We start from the raw sequence: 14,989 nt of genomic DNA on the forward strand, positions 1-14,989 counted from the left end.
GCCCTCGGTGTTCTGGCGGGTGTGCGTGGTTCGTGGTTGCCGGCGCAGTTCCCCGCGCCCCTCAAGGGCGTGCGGCGGACGTACCCCCAGGGGCACCTCCCCGCGGCGAAGAGGCATATGTGGCCGGGGTCACAGCCCAGGCGCGCTCGGATGCGGAATGTGCCGTAGCGCATAGCCCGTTGCTTAAGAAGATGCAAGCATGCGCGCGCACATACCACCCGGTTAGCAACGCCACCCTCGAGGAGCCCTCCACGTGACCGTCACCGAGTCCGCCGCCTCCCGCGCGGCCCAGGTCCTGTCCCGGCCGACCACGATCAACGGCCTCACCGTTCCCAACCGCATCGTGATGGCGCCGATGACGCGCATGTTCTCCCCGGGCGGCGTACCCGGCGAGGACGTCGTGTCGTACTACTCCCGTCGCGCCGCGGCCGGCGTCGGTCTGATCGTCACCGAGGGCACGTACGTCGGCCACGACTCGGCCGGGCAGAGCGACCGCGTCCCCCGGTTCCACGGCGAGGAGCAGCTGGCGGGCTGGGCGAAGGTCGCCGAGGCGGTGCACGCGGCGGGCGGCACGATCGTTCCGCAGCTGTGGCACATCGGCATGGTCCGCAAGCAGGGCGAGCCGCCGTTCGCGGACGCCCCCGCCGTCGGCCCGTCCGGTCTGCGCATCGGCGAGAGCGAGCCCACCGGCAAGGCGATGACCCGGCAGGACCTGGACGACGTCATCGGCGCGTTCGCTCAGGCCGCCGCGGACGCCGAGCGCATCGGCTTCGACGGCGTCGAGCTGCACGGCGCCCACGGCTACCTGCTCGACCAGTTCCTGTGGGAGGGCACCAACCGCCGCACGGACGCCTATGGCGGTGACCCGGTCGCCCGTACGAAGTTCGCGGCGGAGATCGTGGCCGCCGTACGGGAGTCGGTCTCGCCGTCCTTCCCGGTCATCTTCCGCTACTCCCAGTGGAAGCAGGAGGCCTACGACGCCCGTCTCGCCGAGACCCCGGAGGAGCTGGAGGCCATCCTGACCCCGCTCGCCGCGGCCGGCGTCGACGCCTTCCACGCCTCCACCCGCCGCTACTGGATCCCGGAGTTCGACGGATCCGACCTCAACCTCGCCGGCTGGACGAAGAAGCTGACCGGCAAGCCCACCATCACGGTCGGCTCGGTCGGCCTCGACGGTGACTTCATCAACGCCTTCGTCGGCCAGGGCTCGGAGACCAAGGGCTTCGACGACCTCCTGGACGCCCTGGAGCGCGAGGAGTACGACATGGTCGCCGTCGGCCGCGCCCTGCTGCAGGACCCGGAGTGGGCGACCAAGGTGCTGTCCGGTCGCTTCGGTGAGCTGGCGGCGTACGACGCGGCGTCGCTGAAGACCCTGAGCTGAGTTCCAACTCGCCGCTAGTGTCGGAGAGATGAGGATCCTTCATCTCTCCGACACTCATCTGGAGCACTCCGACGCCCCCAACCGGCACGGTGTCAACGCCACCGACTCGCTGCGGCTGATGATCGCCGAGCTGGGACATCTGCGGGATGTCGACGCGATCGTCGTCACGGGCGATCTCGCGAACGACGGCGCGGTCGAGGCGTATACGGCCCTCCGAGAGCTGGTGGGCGAGTTCGCGCGCGGCCTCGACGCGCCCGTGTTCTACACGACCGGCAACCACGACGAGCGCGGCGCCTTCGGGAAGGTGCTGGGGAGCGGGCATCCGGCACCCGAGGCGGTCCTGGAATCCGAGGCCTCGGAGCGGGCGGCGGTGAGCACCGTCCGGGGCTGGCGGTTCGTGACGCTGGACTCGCTGGTACCGGGGAAGGTGTACGGCCATGTGAGTGCCGGTCAACTGGACTGGCTGCGGGGGGCGTTGAGCGCCGCCGCCGAGCGGGGCACCGTCCTCGCCTTCCATCACCCGCCGATCAGCCTCGACATCTCGGCGACCCAGCCGTTCTTCGGCTTGCGCAACCCGGACGAGCTGGCGGAGGCGGTCCGGGGAAGTGACGTACGGGTCATCCTGACCGGGCACTATCACCTCCAGCTCTCCGGATTTCTGGAGGCGGTTCCGGTCTGGGTCACCCCCGGCGTGGTCAACCGCATCGACCTGACGACCCCACCCGGCACCGAACGGGCGGTGCGCGGCGCGTCGGCGTCGCTGGTGGAGCTGGGTGGAGCGGACGGGCCGATGTTCCACACCTTCCATGCGCGCGATCCCCGGGCGCACGAGACGGTGTACGAGCTGGAGGAGGAACAGGTGCGGGCATTTGTCGAGCGGGAGGCGTGAGCTGCGTCGGTTGAGTAAGTCAATCAACTGACTTAAGGTTGCCTCGGTCAATCACTCGTGCCGGGCCGGTGTGCCCTGTGCGCCCGTACGCCGACGGAGGCCCCGCCATGCCCGAAAGCCCTGCCCCTTCCGCCGAGGCCGGGGGCTCCTCCCCGCCGCGGCCGAACGTCGTGGTGGCGGTGCTGGCCTTCGCCGGGATCGTCGTGTCGCTGATGCAGACGCTGGTCATCCCGATCGTCCCGGAGCTGCCCAGGCTGCTTGACGCCCCCGCGTCGGACACCGCCTGGGCGGTCACGGCCACGCTCCTCGCGGCGGCCGTGGCGACGCCCGTGATGGGACGGCTCGGGGACATGTACGGCAAGCGGCGGATGCTGCTCGTCAGTGTCGTGCTGCTGGTGAGCGGGTCCGTGGTCTGCGCCCTGAGCGAGTCGCTGGTGCCGATGATCGTCGGACGGGTGCTCCAGGGCCTGGCCTCCGGTGTGATCCCGCTGGGCATCAGCATCATGCGCGACGAACTGCCCGCCGAGCGCCTAGGCTCCGCGACCGCCCTGATGAGCGCCTCCCTCGGCATCGGCGGCGCGCTCGGGCTGCCCGCCGCCGCGCTCATCGCGGACAACTTCGACTGGCACGTGCTGTTCTGGACGTCGGCCGGGATGGGTGTCGTGGCGCTGGTGTGTGTGCTGCTGCTCGTGCCGGAGTCGAAGGTGCGCACGGGCGGGCGCTTCGATCTGGTCGGCGGCATGGGCATGGCGGCGGGGCTGGTGTGCCTGCTGCTGGGTATCTCCAAGGGCGCCGACTGGGGCTGGGGCAGCGCTACGACACTCGGTCTCTTCGCGGCGGCCGTGGTGATCCTCTCGGCCTGGGGCTGGTGGGAGCTGCGTGCCGAGCAGCCCCTGGTCGACCTGCGGACGACGGCCCGGCGTCAGGTGCTGGTCACCAACCTGGCCTCGATCGCGGTGGGCTTCGCGATGTTCGCGATGAGCCTGGTCATCCCGCAGATCCTCCAGCTTCCCGCGCAGACCGGCTACGGCCTCGGCAAGTCGATGCTGGTGGCGGGCCTGTGCATGGCGCCGTCCGGTCTGGTCATGATGGCGACGGCTCCGGTCTCGGCTGCGATTTCGCGGGCCAAGGGGCCGAAGGTCACGCTGATGATCGGTGTCCTGATCGTGGCCGCCGGCTACAGCCTCAACATCGTCCTGATGTCCGAGGTCTGGCACTTCATCCTGGTGGCCTGCGTCATCGGCGCCGGTGTCGGCTTCGGCTACGGCTCGATGCCCGCGCTCATCATGAGCGCCGTGCCCGCGTCGGAGACGGCCGCCGCGAACAGCCTCAACACGCTGATGCGGTCCCTCGGTACGTCCACGGCGAGCGCGGTCGCGGGTGTGATCCTCGCCCAGATGACGACGAACCTCGGCGGCTACGCCCTCCCGTCCGAGAACGCCTTCAAGGTGGTCCTGGCGGTGGGCGCCGGGGCGGCGCTGCTGGCCTTCGCGGTGGCGTCGTTCATCCCGCGGCAGCCGGTGGCCGCTGGCGGGGAGCCGGTGGCCGAGGGCGCGGCCGAGCAGGTGGGGGCGGCGGCGAAGTAGTAGCTGGTGGTACCTACAGGTTCCCCAGCGGCTCGATGTCGACCTTCACCGGCGTTCCCCACACACGCAGCACCTCGTAGTCGGTGAACTCGTGCACGAGCCGGTAGGCCATGGCGGGGCGCGGGCCGCGGCGCTGGGCGGCGAGATAGAGCTCGGCCTCGCGGCGGTCGCGGCGCGGGGTGCCGCAGAGCTGCCACTCCTGGCCGTTCCACAGCTCCGGCAGCCAGCGCTGCTGGGGCTGGGGGCGGTCGCCCCGGACGCCGTAGCGGGAGGGGGCCGTGGGCTCGGGGGCGCGGGGGACCGCGGGGCCGGTGCCGTTGTACTCGGAGCGGCGGGCGGCTCGGCGGCGGGTCTCGCAGAGCAGGCAGAGGTCGGGGGCGGCGGGGTCGACCGGGCCGGCCGGGTGCTCCGGGCAGCGGGTGGTGCGGGCGGAGCCGGTGACGCTCTCGTCGAGGAGTTCCAGGGCGCGGCGCAGATCGGCCTTGACCTCGTGGAGTCTGGCGTCCGGGGTGTCGGCGGTGAGGGCCTCGCCGTGCTCGCCGAGGAGGCGGAGGGCTCGGCCCAGGGCGGTCAGCTGGGCGTGGTTCATAGGTGCCAGTGTGCCCCCGCAGCCGTCGGCGCACTGCGGGGGCCGGTCGCTCGGTGTCCGGTCGGCGCGCTCCGGTCCGGTCAGCCCATGCTCTTCGCGCCGTCCAGGGACTCGCGGAGGATGTCGGCGTGGCCGGCGTGCTGGGCGGTCTCGGCGATGACGTGCAGCAGGACCCTGCGGGCCGACCACTGGGCGTCGGGCTCGAACCAGGGGGCCTTGGGCAGCGGGTGGGCGGCGTTCAGGTCGGGCAGCGACGCGACCAACTCGTCGGTGCGGCGCGCCACTTCGGCGTAGGCGGCCAGGACGCCCTCCAGCGTCTCGCCGGGCAGCATGCGGAACTCGGCGACCCGGGCTGCCCAGTCGTCCTCGGTCATCTCGGTGAAGTCGCCCATGGCCGACGGGCCGTGCTGGATGAAGTCCGCCCAGTTCCGCTCCATGGACGCGACGTGTTTGATCAGGCCGCCGAGGCAGAGTTCGCTGGCCGTGGTCCGCTGTCCAGCCTGCTCGTCGGTGAGGTCGCGGGTCGTGAAGCGCAGGAAGTGGCGGTGCTTGGCCAGGGCTTCGAGGAGGTCGGCGCGCTCGTCGGTGGCGGTGGCGGTGGCGGTGTCCTGCATATGTCGGTCCTCCATGGCTTTCTGTTCCATCGGTCGAGACTCACGCTAGGAGCCATTGAGGTCAGGTACTGACCTCAATGCGCAGGCTCTTCGGAACCGGCCCATCAAACGGCGGCCCGCGGAATTTTCGTCCAAGACAGGACCGCCGAACTCGGCGACCGTAGAGGCATGCGCAGCCACCAGATGGGGTCCGCCCCCGTGCATCGCGAGGCCGAGGACGGCTGGGAGGTCGCCGTCCCCGTCGGGCGCCCGGCCCTCGACGGCGTCCGGATGGCCGGGTTCCGGGACCGTGTCGACGCCGGGCTGGACATGCGGGTGCTCCCGCAGCCCGCCGTGGTCGTCGTCATCGGGCTCGGGGACGCCCCGATGACGGTGGAGAGCGCCGGCGTGTCCCGGCCCGCGCGCAGTCTCGTCGCCTCGCTGTCGCCCGGCCCCACCCGCATTCGCGGTGAGCGGGTCGAGTGCGTCGAGGTCTGTCTGTCACCGCGGGCCGCCTATGCCGTGCTGGGAGTCTCTCCGCGCGAACTCGACGGGGCCGTCACCGGACTCGATGACCTGTGGGGGCGGCAGGAGCGGCTCCTGCGCGAACGGTTGGGCGACGCGGGGACGTGGCGGGAACGGCTCGGGTTGACGGACGCGTTCCTCGCCGAGCGTGCTGCGCGAGCACCTTCGATGTCCCCGGAGGTCGCCGCCGTATGGGACACCATCGTGGCCCGTCGAGGCCGGGTACGGGTAGCTGACCTCGCCGCCCGCTGCGGGTGGAGCCGCAAGCGGCTGTGGTCCAGGTTCAGCGCGCAGATCGGCCTCACCCCGAAGCGTGCCGCGATGCTGGTTCGCTTCGATCATGCGGCCCGGGCGCTCTGCGCCGGCGCGAGCATCAGTGACGTCGCGCTGGCCTGCGGATACGCCGACCAGCCGCATCTCCATCGGGACGTACTGGCCCTGTCGGGATGTACGCCCGGCGCGCTGGCCGGCATGGCTACGTCGGCGGGTTAGTCCGGTGCCGTCGCCTGCGGGAGCCATCGCGTTACGGCTTCACCGCGCCGTAGGCGCACATTCCCGGTCCGCCGCGCCGCAGTCGCACCACACCCCGTTTCCACCACCCATTGAAAGGAAGCCGCCCGTGGCGAACACGACCGACACCGACGTCCGAGCAACCGACGCCGACGTCCGAGCCTCCGGCACAGCCGACCGCGACCGGATAGTCCGGCTCGCCTTCGGCAGCATGGCCGCGCAAACCCTGCGCGCGGCAGTCCGGTTGGGGGTGCCCGAGCTGCTCGGCGACACCCCCCGCCCGGCCGCCGAGGTGGCCGTCGCGGCCGGAACCGAGCCCCAGCCCATGACCCGGCTCCTGCGCGCCCTGGCCGGCCTGGGCCTGCTGACGGAACCCGCTCCCGACACCTTCTCGGTGACCCCGGCGGGCGCCCTCCTCGACCCGGGTCATCCCGACTCCCTCACGTCGTTCGTGCGGATGTTCACCGAGCCGGCGATCGTACGCGCATGGGAGCATCTGGACAGCAGTGTCCGCACCGGCGAGATCGCCTTCGACACCGTCTTCGGCACGGACTTCTTCAGCCACCTCGGCCAACGCCCCGAACTGTCCGCGCAGTTCAATGCGGCGATGAGCCAAGCCGTGGCGGAGACCGCCGCCGCGCTGCCGTACGCCTTCGACTTCGGCCCGTTCACCAGGGTCACGGACGTCGGCGGGGGCGACGGCAGCCTTCTTGCCGCCGTACTCGACGCTCATCCCCACCTCACCGGCGTGGTCCTCGACACGGCGCAGGGACTGGCCGAGGCGCCGAAGACGCTGGAGCGGCACGGGCTGACGGACCGCTGCTCACCGGTCGCCGGGGACTTCTTCAGGGCCGTGCCCGAAGGCTCCGACCTCTACCTGATGAAGAGCATCCTGCACGACTGGACGGACGACCAGGCGGTCACCATCCTGCGCCACTGCCGCGAGGTGCTGCCTCCTGGCGGGCTCGTCCTGATCGTGGAGCCGGTGTTGCCCGAAGTCGTCGACACCGGGGCCGAAGCCGAGGTCACCGACGGTGGGGTCACCTATCTGAGCGACCTCAACATGCTGGTGAACGTGGGCGGCCGGGAGCGCACCCGGCGGGACTTCGAGGAGGTGTGCCGGCGCGCGGGCCTGTCCCTCACCTCGGTCACCCCGCTCAAGGAAGCCGCGCCGTTCTCCCTCATCGAGGCGGTGGCCGACTGATCCCTGATCCACACCCCGGTCCGGGCAACGGGAGGGCGATGCCCAGGAATTCAGACCGACCAGTAGTCGCGATCCGGCAGTTCGACCCAGTGGTCCGGTGGGCCGATGACCGCGCGGGCGTCGGTCGGGCGCAGGCCGGCGTACGCGAGGGAGTAGGCGACCGCGTTGTAGCAGTAGACGTACGAGAAGAGGACCTCTTCCGGGCTGTCCTCCGGGCACGGGCCGCCGCCTGGGTGCAGGTCCCATCCCTCGCAGACGCCATCGCGGTGGATGCTGCCCTGGTTCCCGCTCTTGGGGTTGGCGTACAGGCCGTAGGAGACGGTGCCTGCGGAGAGGCGGGTGTGTATGCCCGGCATCGAAGGGCCGTATCCCCAGGGCTGGGTGACGACGCAGCCGCCCGGCACGGTCGTCACGCCGACGAGTCGCAGGGTTTCGTCCGGGTCGTAGTCGTACGGGTCCTCCAGCAGGTCGGCGATCAGTTCGTCGTCGGCCGGTGTCGCCTCCAGGCGGCTTATCGCCTCCTCGGCGTCGATCCCGGCCACGCATGCCAGGCCCAGGCCGTCGTAGTAGAAGTCGCCGAGGGCCGGGATGAGCCGTCGGCCCTCCTCCGCCACCGCGCGCTCCGCCTCCGTCAGACCGGGGCGGCCCTCGGGCAGGGCGAACAGGTCCGGCTCCGGCCCGGCCAGGCTCAGCCGCCCCGGCGTCCAGCCGCCGTATCCGATCCACCCCGGGTCGGCTCCGGCGGCGGCCAGCGCTCGCGCGTTCTCCGTACGGCCCGCCACCACCGCGTCCCACAGTGCTGTCGTACCGTCCTCCAGCGCGTCCACGTCCGCCACGCGCCGGGCCAGTTCCGCGACGACCTCGGGCGAGCCGAACACCGCCGCCCGATGCAGGGGCCGCGAGCCTGCGACGCCCCACCTCTCCGGGTCGGCCCCCGCGTCCAGGCGTCGCTTCACGTCCTCGTGGTCCTCCCAGCCGCGATAGTCCATGCCCGCCCAGCCGCCGGCGTCCCGCCCCGTCATCCCGTACCCCCTCGGTCTGCCGATCTCCGTCCTCACACCATCGCAGACCCCACTGACAACGGCTTCCTGCGACGGGGGAGAGGTGAGGACAGGGAGGCGGTATCAGGCCCTGTCCGGCGGATCATGTGGTCGCTTCCGCCCCTCGGGCCTGGGCAGGACCGCCAGTGCGGTGTCCGCGATGTTGCGCAACGTCTCCGGGGCCAGACCGGCCTTGCCCACCGCCTCGATACCGCGGACCACGGTCAGCAGCAGTGCCGCCAACCGCTCCGGATCCGCGGCGTCGTCGATGTCGCCGTGGCGCTGGGCGGCGCTGATCTCCGTCCGCAGCAGGGTCAGCAGTGCCGTCATGGTCTCGGCCGACCGTGCGGCGACCGCCGGATCGTGCTGGGCCAGTTCCGCCGCGCCCTTGGCCAGCAGGCACCCGCGGTGCTCGGTGTCGGATGCGGTGTTCTCCGCCATCAGGTGCACGTACTCCGACAGCCGGGCCAGGGCCTCCGCGTCCGGGCCGCCTGCCAGCCGCCCTTCGGCCACCTCGACGACTGCGGTGCACCAGTCGCCGAACACACGGTGGAACAGCTTGCCCTTGTCGCCGAACGCGCCGTACAGGCTGCCCTTGCCCAGGCCGGTCGCCCGGGCGATGTCGTCCATCCGGGTTCCCGCATAGCCGGTCGCCCAGAACTGTTCCCGGGCCCGCTCCAGGACCTGGCGTTCGTCGAATGCGCGTGGTCTCGGCATGCTCCGAGCCTAGCCATTCTTGACTCGATCGTCCATTACTGCCTATGTTATGGACGATCCGTTCCATAACATAGGGGGGTCGCCGTGGCAGGCGTGCTGCAGGAGAAGGTGGCCGTGATCACCGGAGGGACCAGCGGGATCGGGCTGGCCATCGCCCACCGCTTCGTCCGCGAGGGAGCACGGGTCTTCGTGACCGGCCGGGACACCGACCGCCTCGAAGCGGCAGTCGAGGAGCTGGGCCCCGCGGCCACCGGCGTACGATCCGACGTCTCGGTCCTTGCCGATCTGGACGCGCTCTACGCGCGAGTCCGCGAGGAGGCCGGACGCGTCGACGTGCTCGTGGCCAACGCGGGAGTCGTCGCGGACGCCGTGCTCGGCGCCCACACCGAGGCGAATGTCGACCTGACGCTCGCGGTCAACGTCAAGGGCCCGCTGTTCACCGTTCAGAAGGCGCTTCCGCTGCTGGCGGAGAACGCCTCCGTCCTGGTCGTCGGCTCGAGCAACAGCGTGCGGCCCAATGAGCAACTCGAGGTCTACAGCGCCTCCAAGGCGGCGGTGAGCAACCTCGTGCACAACTGGGCCCGGCAGTCGCGGGAGCGCCGATTCCGGGTCAACGTGCTCAGCCCGGGGCCCACGCGGACCCCTGGCCTGCTGGGCGTCGCGGGGCCGGACGCCGACCGCTTCGCCGAGGCCGTCGTGCCGCTGGGGCGGCTGGCCGACGCCGAGGAAATCGCCGACGCCGCCCTCTTCCTGGCGTCGGACGCCTCGTCGTTCGTCACCGGCGCCGAACTCTTCGCCGACGGCGGCTACAGCCGGGCCTGAACGACGAGGCTCCTTGTCGGTTTCCCTGTGGAAACTGCGGGCCTGGCGTCGAGTTCCGAAGAGGGCTCGGAACTCGACGCGTTCGGCCGCCTGCCGGGGTCAGCCGAGCTTGGCCGCCTGTGCCTCGATCACGGCGGTCGGCTGGTCGAACGCCTCGCCCCGGGTGACCGAGGCGATGTTGAAGGACGAGAACCCGGCGAGCGTGGTGCCCTGCCGGAAGACGACGACCTTGGTTTCGCCGGCGGAGCCGTCCACCTTCGTACCCACCGTCCAGGCGACGGCGTCCTCGCCGGCCGCGAGCTTCTCCTCGCTGACCTTCATGACCTGCTGCTTCTCACCGTCGATCGTCATCGAGAAGCCCCCGGCGCACTTCTTGCCGGCCTCCCGCAGCGCGGCGAGCGTCTGCTCGGCGCCGTCGGCCTCGTAGGACCAGAGAGAGGTCATCGTCTTCGTGATGTCGAGCGTGGCCAGGGTCGCCGCCTCCGCCTCCTCCTCCGTCATCTCCGCGAGCTCCTCCAGGGAGGGCATCTCCTTCTTGGCCGCGTCGGGCTCCTGGACCACGAGCCGCTGGACGCTCGCCGCCGGCTTGCCCGCCGGCAGGGCCGACAGCACCTGACCGACGGGGTCGCACTCGGCCTTGTCGACGGACACGGCACCGGGCTCGAAGACGTCCGCCTTCCCCGGCTTCGTGATCTCGTGGCCCTTCACATCGCCCTTGGCGACGACGAGCTTCTCCAGCTCGGCGGCGGTGAGCGCCTTCGCCGCCGGCTTGTCGGACGCGGTGCCGCCCTTCGCCCCCTTGTCCTCACCCTGCTCGCCGCCACCGCAGGCGGTGACCAGAAGCGCGAGGGAGACCGCGCAAGCGGTCAGAACGGTACGACGGACTGCGGTGCCGGACATGGTGCATCTCCTGTGCTCAACGCCCTGCGCCCGGTTGCGGCGCAGGGTTCACGGAGGCAAGACCAACGTGCCCGGGGCAGGGTTGTGCACGGCCTGCGAGGTTTCCGCGGCGGCCTGACAAGGCAGCCGCGGAAACCTCGTCAGGCCGAGTCCGCGGCGCGGTCCAGCCGGTCGTACTGCTCCCGGGTGAGCCGCACGGCGTCCGCCCCGAGGTTCTCCTCCAGATGCGCGACGCTCGACGTCCCCGGAATCGGGACGATCACCGGGGAGTGGGCGAGGAGCCAGGCGAGGACGACCTGGGTCGGTGTGGCGTCGACCTCCCGCGCCACCGCGGCGATCTCCGACGACCTCGCCCCGGACACGCCCGCCGCCACCGGCCGCCACGGCAGGAACGCGATGTCCGCCACCGCACAGGCCTTCAACACCGGTTCGTGTTCGCGGTCCAGGAGGTTGTAGCGGTTCTGGACGCTCGCGATGTCGACGACCGACCGCGCTTCGGCGAGCTCCTCGGCCGTCACCTCCGACAGGCCGATCCGGCCGATCTTGCCCTCGTCGCGCAGGTCACGCAGGGCGCCGAGCTGGTCGGCGAGCGGTACGCCCGGGTCCAGGCGGTGCAGCTGGAGCAGCTCGATGCGGTCCAGGCGGAGCCGGCGCAGGGCCTCCTCGACCTGGGCGCGCAGCTCGGCCGGGGCGCCCGCATGACGCCACCCCTCACCGGACGTCGTCTGCCGGATGCCGGCCTTCGTGGCGATCACGAGCCCTTCCGGATAGGGGTGCAGGGCCTCGGCCAGGAGATCCTCGTTCGCTCCCCAGCCGTACATGTGCGCCGTGTCGATCAGCGTGACGCCCAGTTCGACCGCGCGCCGGGCGACCGCGACGCAGGCCGCGCGGTCCTCGGCGGATCCGGGCCGCAGGTGCATGGCCCCGAAGCCGAGCCGTCGTACTTCCAGATCGCCGCCGATGCGGAACGTCGTCGGTGCCGTCATACGGCCACGCTAACAGCGGAGTTGACCCAGAGCCGGTGTCGTATCTCAGGCGCCCGCTGCTTTCAGCGCCGTCCGCAGATGGCCGCCCGCCCCGGACAGCAGCCCGGTCGCCGTCGGTCCGTCCACGTCGGCCAGCAGCACCAGGATCGCCGTCTTGACCTCGCCGCCCGCCTCGGTCAGGGCCCGTTCGATGTCGTCGTCGGACGCGCCGGTGGCCAGGGCGACGATACGGCGGGAGCGGGCGCGCAGCTTGTCGTTGGAGGCGCGGACGTCGACCATCAGGTTCCCGTACGTCTTGCCCAGCCGGATCATCGTGATCGTCGACAGCATGTTGAGGACCAGCTTCTGCGCGGTGCCGGCCTTCAGCCGGGTCGAGCCGGTCAGCAGTTCCGGACCCACGACGATCTCGATACCGTGCTCGGCGGCCGCGGCGAGCGCGCTGTCCCGGTTGCAGGACAGTCCGACCGTCAACGCGCCCCGCTCGCGGGCGTGTTCGACCGCGCCGATCGCGTACGGGGTGCGCCCGGACGCGGAGACGCCGACGACCGTGTCGGCGGGGGTGAGCGCGAGGGCCTCGAGGTCGGCGCGGGCGAGGTCCCTGGAGTCCTCGGCACCCTCGACCGAGGTGACCATCGCATCCGGCCCGCCCGCGATGAGCCCGACCACCTGGCCCGGCTCGGTGTTGAAGGTGGGCGGACACTCGGACGCGTCGAGCACTCCGAGGCGGCCGGCGGTGCCGGCACCCGCGTAGACGAGCCGCCCGCCCCGCGCCATCCGCTCGGCGACGGCGTCGATGGCGGCGGCGATCTGGGGGAGCCGGGAGGCCACGGCGGCGGGCACGGAGGCGTCCTCGCCGTTCATGAGGCGGGCGATGTCGAGGGTGGGGAGCTGGTCGATCCCGGCGAGTTCGGGCCGGAAGGCTTCGGTGGTCAGGGTCTCCAACTCGGCGCGGAGATCACGGGGGTTGGATGTGGAGGTCATGAGAGACGGCTCTTTCCGATCTTTCTGCTGTGCGGTGTCCGGTCCGACCCGCTACCTGCGATGCCGATGTGCCAGCGCCTCGTAAGACGCGGCCAGCGCGGGCGCCGCCGTGTCATAGGTCCGCTGGGCGACCCCCACGAACAAGCAGTCCACCACCAGCAACTGACTGGTCCGCGACGACATCGCCGCCGGCCGCAACTCGCTCTCCCGCGCCGTGGACGTCGTAAGGATGTGATCGGCGTACTGAGTGACCGGCCCGTCCGGCCGCCCGGTGATGGCGACGGTCGTCGCCCCGTGCTCGAACGCGACCCGCAACGGCTCGATGACGTCACCCGTGGACCCGGAGTGCGTGATGGCGATGGCCACGTCACCTGCCCGCAACTGCACCGCGTTCGTCACGGCGAGATGCGGATCGCTGTGGGCATGGGCTATCAGCCCTATCCGCAGCAGCTTCTGCGTCAGATCCTGCGCGACCAGCCCCGACGCCCCGACGCCGTACACATCGATACGGCGGGCCCCGGCGGCGGCCGACACCGCCGCTTCCAGCTGGCCCGTGTCGAGGCCTGCGGCCGTGTCGGCGAGGGTCTGCTGCTCGTCGTAGGCCAACTTGGCGACCACGTCGGCGATCGGGTCGTCCACCGCGATGTCGGTGGTGATGGCGGGGGAGCGGCCCGACTGCTGCTGGGCGGCGAGGCCGGCGAGCGCGAGGCGCAGATCGCGGTATCCGGGGTAGCCGAGGAGGCGGGCGGTGCGTACGACGGTGGCCTCGCTGGTGCCGGTGCGTTCGGCGAGGCCGGTGACCGTGAGGGCGGAGCAGCCCGCCGGGTCGTTCGCGACCGCCTCGGCGACGCGCTGCATGGAGCGGGTCATCGACGGGGCGAGCGTGCGCACCTTGGCGGCGAGGGCGGCGGGTGCGGGCGGGGGTCCTCCAGGACCGCTGCCGAAACTTTCCTTCAGTTCCCGGGTCACAGATGAAAGATATTTTCGGCTCGGCGTCGTGGTCAAGAGTGCGCACAATGGGTCCATGGAACCGATCAGTCCGCTGGAGCAGGCGCTGCACGCCGCTCGTGCCCTGGTGCTCGCCGACCTGGTCGCGGGTGAGGTCGCCGAGGCGGACGTCGTCTCGCTGGTCGAGGAGTCGGTCGTACAGCGGCGCTGGTGGGTGGAGCAGTGGCCGCAGGGCGCGGCGTATGTCGCGGGGCTCGTCGCCCAGGACGTACAGGACGCCCTGCTGGACTGCTACGGCCGCTGGCCGCTGTGCCCGGTGTGCCCCTCCGGCGACCCGCACGCGCTGGACGTGGAGCCGGAGCTGGGGCCCGATCCGCACTGGGTGTGCCATGAGGCCGGGGTGCGGGTCGCGGCGGTCGGGGCACTCGGATCCGCCCTCGCCGGCGGCGGGCAGTCCTCGTGAGGGAAGTCGCCCGCATGGGCGAACGGGTTGTCCTCGTACGGCAAGACGTGCCGTCGTGACGATCTACATCGACCCGCCGACCTGGCCGGGCCACGGGCGGATGTGGTCGCACCTCGTCAGCGACGTGTCGTACGACGAACTGCACACGTTCGCCGAGGAGCTGGGCGTGCCGCGGCGGGCCTTCGAGCGGGATCACTACGACATCCCCTCTCATCGGTACGCCGACGCCGTGCGCGCCGGTGCCGTGGAGGTCAGCAGCCGTGAGGTGGTGCGGTTGTTGCAGGCGGCGGGGTTGCGCAGGCCGAAGGGGCGGGGGCAGGGCTGACGCCCCCTCGGCCGCGCGGGTCGGCCCCGGTCAGGCGAACTGACCGGGCTGGTAGCTGCCCGCGGGCTGCTGGACCAGGACGTTCAGCCGGTTGAAGGTGTTGATGATGCCGATCAGCAGCACCAGGGCGCCGAGCTGCTCCTCGTCGTAGTGCTTCGCGGCGTTCTCCCAGACCTCGTCGGGGACCCCGCCGGCCGCGTCCGCGATGCGGGTGCCCTGCTCGGTGAGTTCCAGCGCGGCACGCTCGGCCTCGGTGAAGCAGGTGGCCTCCCGCCAGGTCGCCACCAGGTTGAGGCGCAGCCAGTCCTCGCCGGCGGCCACCGCGTCCTTGCTGTGCATGTCGGTGCAGAAGCCGCAGCCGTTGATCTGGCTGGCGCGGAGGGTCACCAGGTGCTGCGTGCTGACGGGCAGCGGTGAATCCTGCACCACCTTGCCGGCCGCGGCGAAGTGCTTGACGGCCTTGCCGATGGCCGGGTTCTCCAGGATGTTCAGACGGGCGTTCATGGCCAACTCCCTTGCCGTTGTCGACG

At 71.4% G+C, this 14,989-nt stretch carries 17 protein-coding genes; 8 read left to right on the forward strand and 9 right to left on the reverse strand.

Annotated elements, in window-relative coordinates; genetic code table 11:
• Window positions 1-253: 253 nt before the first annotated feature.
• From ACIBAG_RS04730 to ACIBAG_RS04740, 3 genes are all read left to right on the forward strand, one after another.
• A complete protein-coding gene (locus tag ACIBAG_RS04730; RefSeq protein ID WP_399100957.1) occupies window positions 254-1,381 on the forward strand; it encodes an NADH:flavin oxidoreductase in 1,128 nt (375 codons plus the stop codon).
• Between the two features lie 28 nt (window positions 1,382-1,409).
• Window positions 1,410-2,270, forward strand: a complete 861-nt coding sequence (locus ACIBAG_RS04735) for a metallophosphoesterase (RefSeq protein WP_399100960.1) — start codon at window positions 1,410-1,412, stop codon at window positions 2,268-2,270.
• 107 nt (window positions 2,271-2,377) lie between these two features.
• Window positions 2,378-3,856 carry an MFS transporter gene (locus ACIBAG_RS04740; RefSeq protein WP_399100963.1) on the forward strand — a complete coding sequence of 493 codons (1,479 nt, stop codon included), beginning with the start codon at window positions 2,378-2,380 and terminating at the stop codon, window positions 3,854-3,856.
• 13 nt (window positions 3,857-3,869) lie between these two features.
• On the opposite strand, the gene ACIBAG_RS04745 is transcribed toward ACIBAG_RS04740, so the two are convergent.
• A complete protein-coding gene (locus tag ACIBAG_RS04745; protein WP_399100965.1) occupies window positions 3,870-4,445 on the reverse strand; it encodes a hypothetical protein in 576 nt (191 codons plus the stop codon).
• A gap of 80 nt (window positions 4,446-4,525) precedes the next feature.
• Window positions 4,526-5,089 (reverse strand): DinB family protein, encoded by a 564-nt coding sequence (locus tag ACIBAG_RS04750; protein WP_399100967.1) that lies wholly within the window; start codon window positions 5,087-5,089, stop codon window positions 4,526-4,528.
• A 138-nt stretch (window positions 5,090-5,227) separates the two neighbouring features.
• Between ACIBAG_RS04750 and ACIBAG_RS04755 the strand changes: the two genes are divergently transcribed.
• Together ACIBAG_RS04755 and ACIBAG_RS04760 are read left to right on the forward strand one after the other, a co-directional pair.
• Window positions 5,228-6,055: a helix-turn-helix domain-containing protein gene (locus tag ACIBAG_RS04755; RefSeq protein WP_399100970.1), complete on the forward strand. Its 828-nt coding sequence runs from the start codon at window positions 5,228-5,230 to the stop codon at window positions 6,053-6,055.
• Window positions 6,056-6,284: 229 nt separating this feature from the next.
• Entirely contained in the window at window positions 6,285-7,277 is a 993-nt protein-coding gene (locus tag ACIBAG_RS04760; RefSeq protein ID WP_399101936.1) for a methyltransferase, read from the forward strand.
• Window positions 7,278-7,327: 50 nt separating this feature from the next.
• Here the strand turns inward: ACIBAG_RS04760 and ACIBAG_RS04765 are convergent, their stop codons facing one another.
• Window positions 7,328-8,299: an ankyrin repeat domain-containing protein gene (locus ACIBAG_RS04765; RefSeq protein ID WP_399100972.1), complete on the reverse strand. Its 972-nt coding sequence runs from the start codon at window positions 8,297-8,299 to the stop codon at window positions 7,328-7,330.
• A 102-nt stretch (window positions 8,300-8,401) separates the two neighbouring features.
• Complete coding sequence (locus ACIBAG_RS04770) at window positions 8,402-9,034, reverse strand: TetR/AcrR family transcriptional regulator (RefSeq protein WP_399100974.1); 633 nt, start codon at window positions 9,032-9,034, stop codon at window positions 8,402-8,404.
• Between the two features lie 93 nt (window positions 9,035-9,127).
• Here ACIBAG_RS04770 and ACIBAG_RS04775 point away from each other — a divergent pair, with 93 nt between their 5' ends.
• Window positions 9,128-9,856, forward strand: a complete 729-nt coding sequence (locus ACIBAG_RS04775; protein ID WP_399101938.1) for an SDR family NAD(P)-dependent oxidoreductase — start codon at window positions 9,128-9,130, stop codon at window positions 9,854-9,856.
• Between the two features lie 99 nt (window positions 9,857-9,955).
• On the opposite strand, the gene ACIBAG_RS04780 is transcribed toward ACIBAG_RS04775, so the two are convergent.
• The 4 genes from ACIBAG_RS04780 to ACIBAG_RS04795 form a co-directional block, all read right to left on the reverse strand.
• Window positions 9,956-10,756, reverse strand: coding sequence for a hypothetical protein (locus ACIBAG_RS04780; protein ID WP_399100976.1), 801 nt, complete (start codon window positions 10,754-10,756; stop codon window positions 9,956-9,958).
• A 140-nt stretch (window positions 10,757-10,896) separates the two neighbouring features.
• Window positions 10,897-11,742, reverse strand: a complete 846-nt coding sequence (locus tag ACIBAG_RS04785) for an aldo/keto reductase (RefSeq protein WP_399100978.1) — start codon at window positions 11,740-11,742, stop codon at window positions 10,897-10,899.
• Between the two features lie 45 nt (window positions 11,743-11,787).
• Window positions 11,788-12,723: an N-acetylmuramic acid 6-phosphate etherase gene (gene murQ, locus ACIBAG_RS04790; RefSeq protein WP_399100980.1), complete on the reverse strand. Its 936-nt coding sequence runs from the start codon at window positions 12,721-12,723 to the stop codon at window positions 11,788-11,790.
• A gap of 51 nt (window positions 12,724-12,774) precedes the next feature.
• Window positions 12,775-13,692 carry a MurR/RpiR family transcriptional regulator gene (locus tag ACIBAG_RS04795; protein WP_399100982.1) on the reverse strand — a complete coding sequence of 306 codons (918 nt, stop codon included), beginning with the start codon at window positions 13,690-13,692 and terminating at the stop codon, window positions 12,775-12,777.
• 55 nt (window positions 13,693-13,747) lie between these two features.
• On the opposite strand from ACIBAG_RS04795, the gene ACIBAG_RS04800 reads away from it, so the two are divergent.
• Together ACIBAG_RS04800 and ACIBAG_RS04805 are read left to right on the forward strand one after the other, a co-directional pair.
• Window positions 13,748-14,134: a hypothetical protein gene (locus ACIBAG_RS04800; RefSeq protein ID WP_399100984.1), complete on the forward strand. Its 387-nt coding sequence runs from the start codon at window positions 13,748-13,750 to the stop codon at window positions 14,132-14,134.
• A gap of 55 nt (window positions 14,135-14,189) precedes the next feature.
• Window positions 14,190-14,459 (forward strand): DUF4031 domain-containing protein, encoded by a 270-nt coding sequence (locus ACIBAG_RS04805; protein ID WP_399100986.1) that lies wholly within the window; start codon window positions 14,190-14,192, stop codon window positions 14,457-14,459.
• A 30-nt stretch (window positions 14,460-14,489) separates the two neighbouring features.
• Here ACIBAG_RS04805 and ACIBAG_RS04810 read toward each other — a convergent pair whose 3' ends face one another.
• On the reverse strand, window positions 14,490-14,963 hold the full coding sequence (locus tag ACIBAG_RS04810; protein WP_399100988.1) for a carboxymuconolactone decarboxylase family protein: 474 nt from the start codon (window positions 14,961-14,963) through the stop codon (window positions 14,490-14,492).
• Between the last annotated feature and the right edge of the window lie 26 nt (window positions 14,964-14,989).

The sequence above is a fragment of the Streptomyces sp. NPDC051243 genome (assembly GCF_044455405.1).
GTDB lineage: Bacteria > Actinomycetota > Actinomycetes > Streptomycetales > Streptomycetaceae > Streptomyces.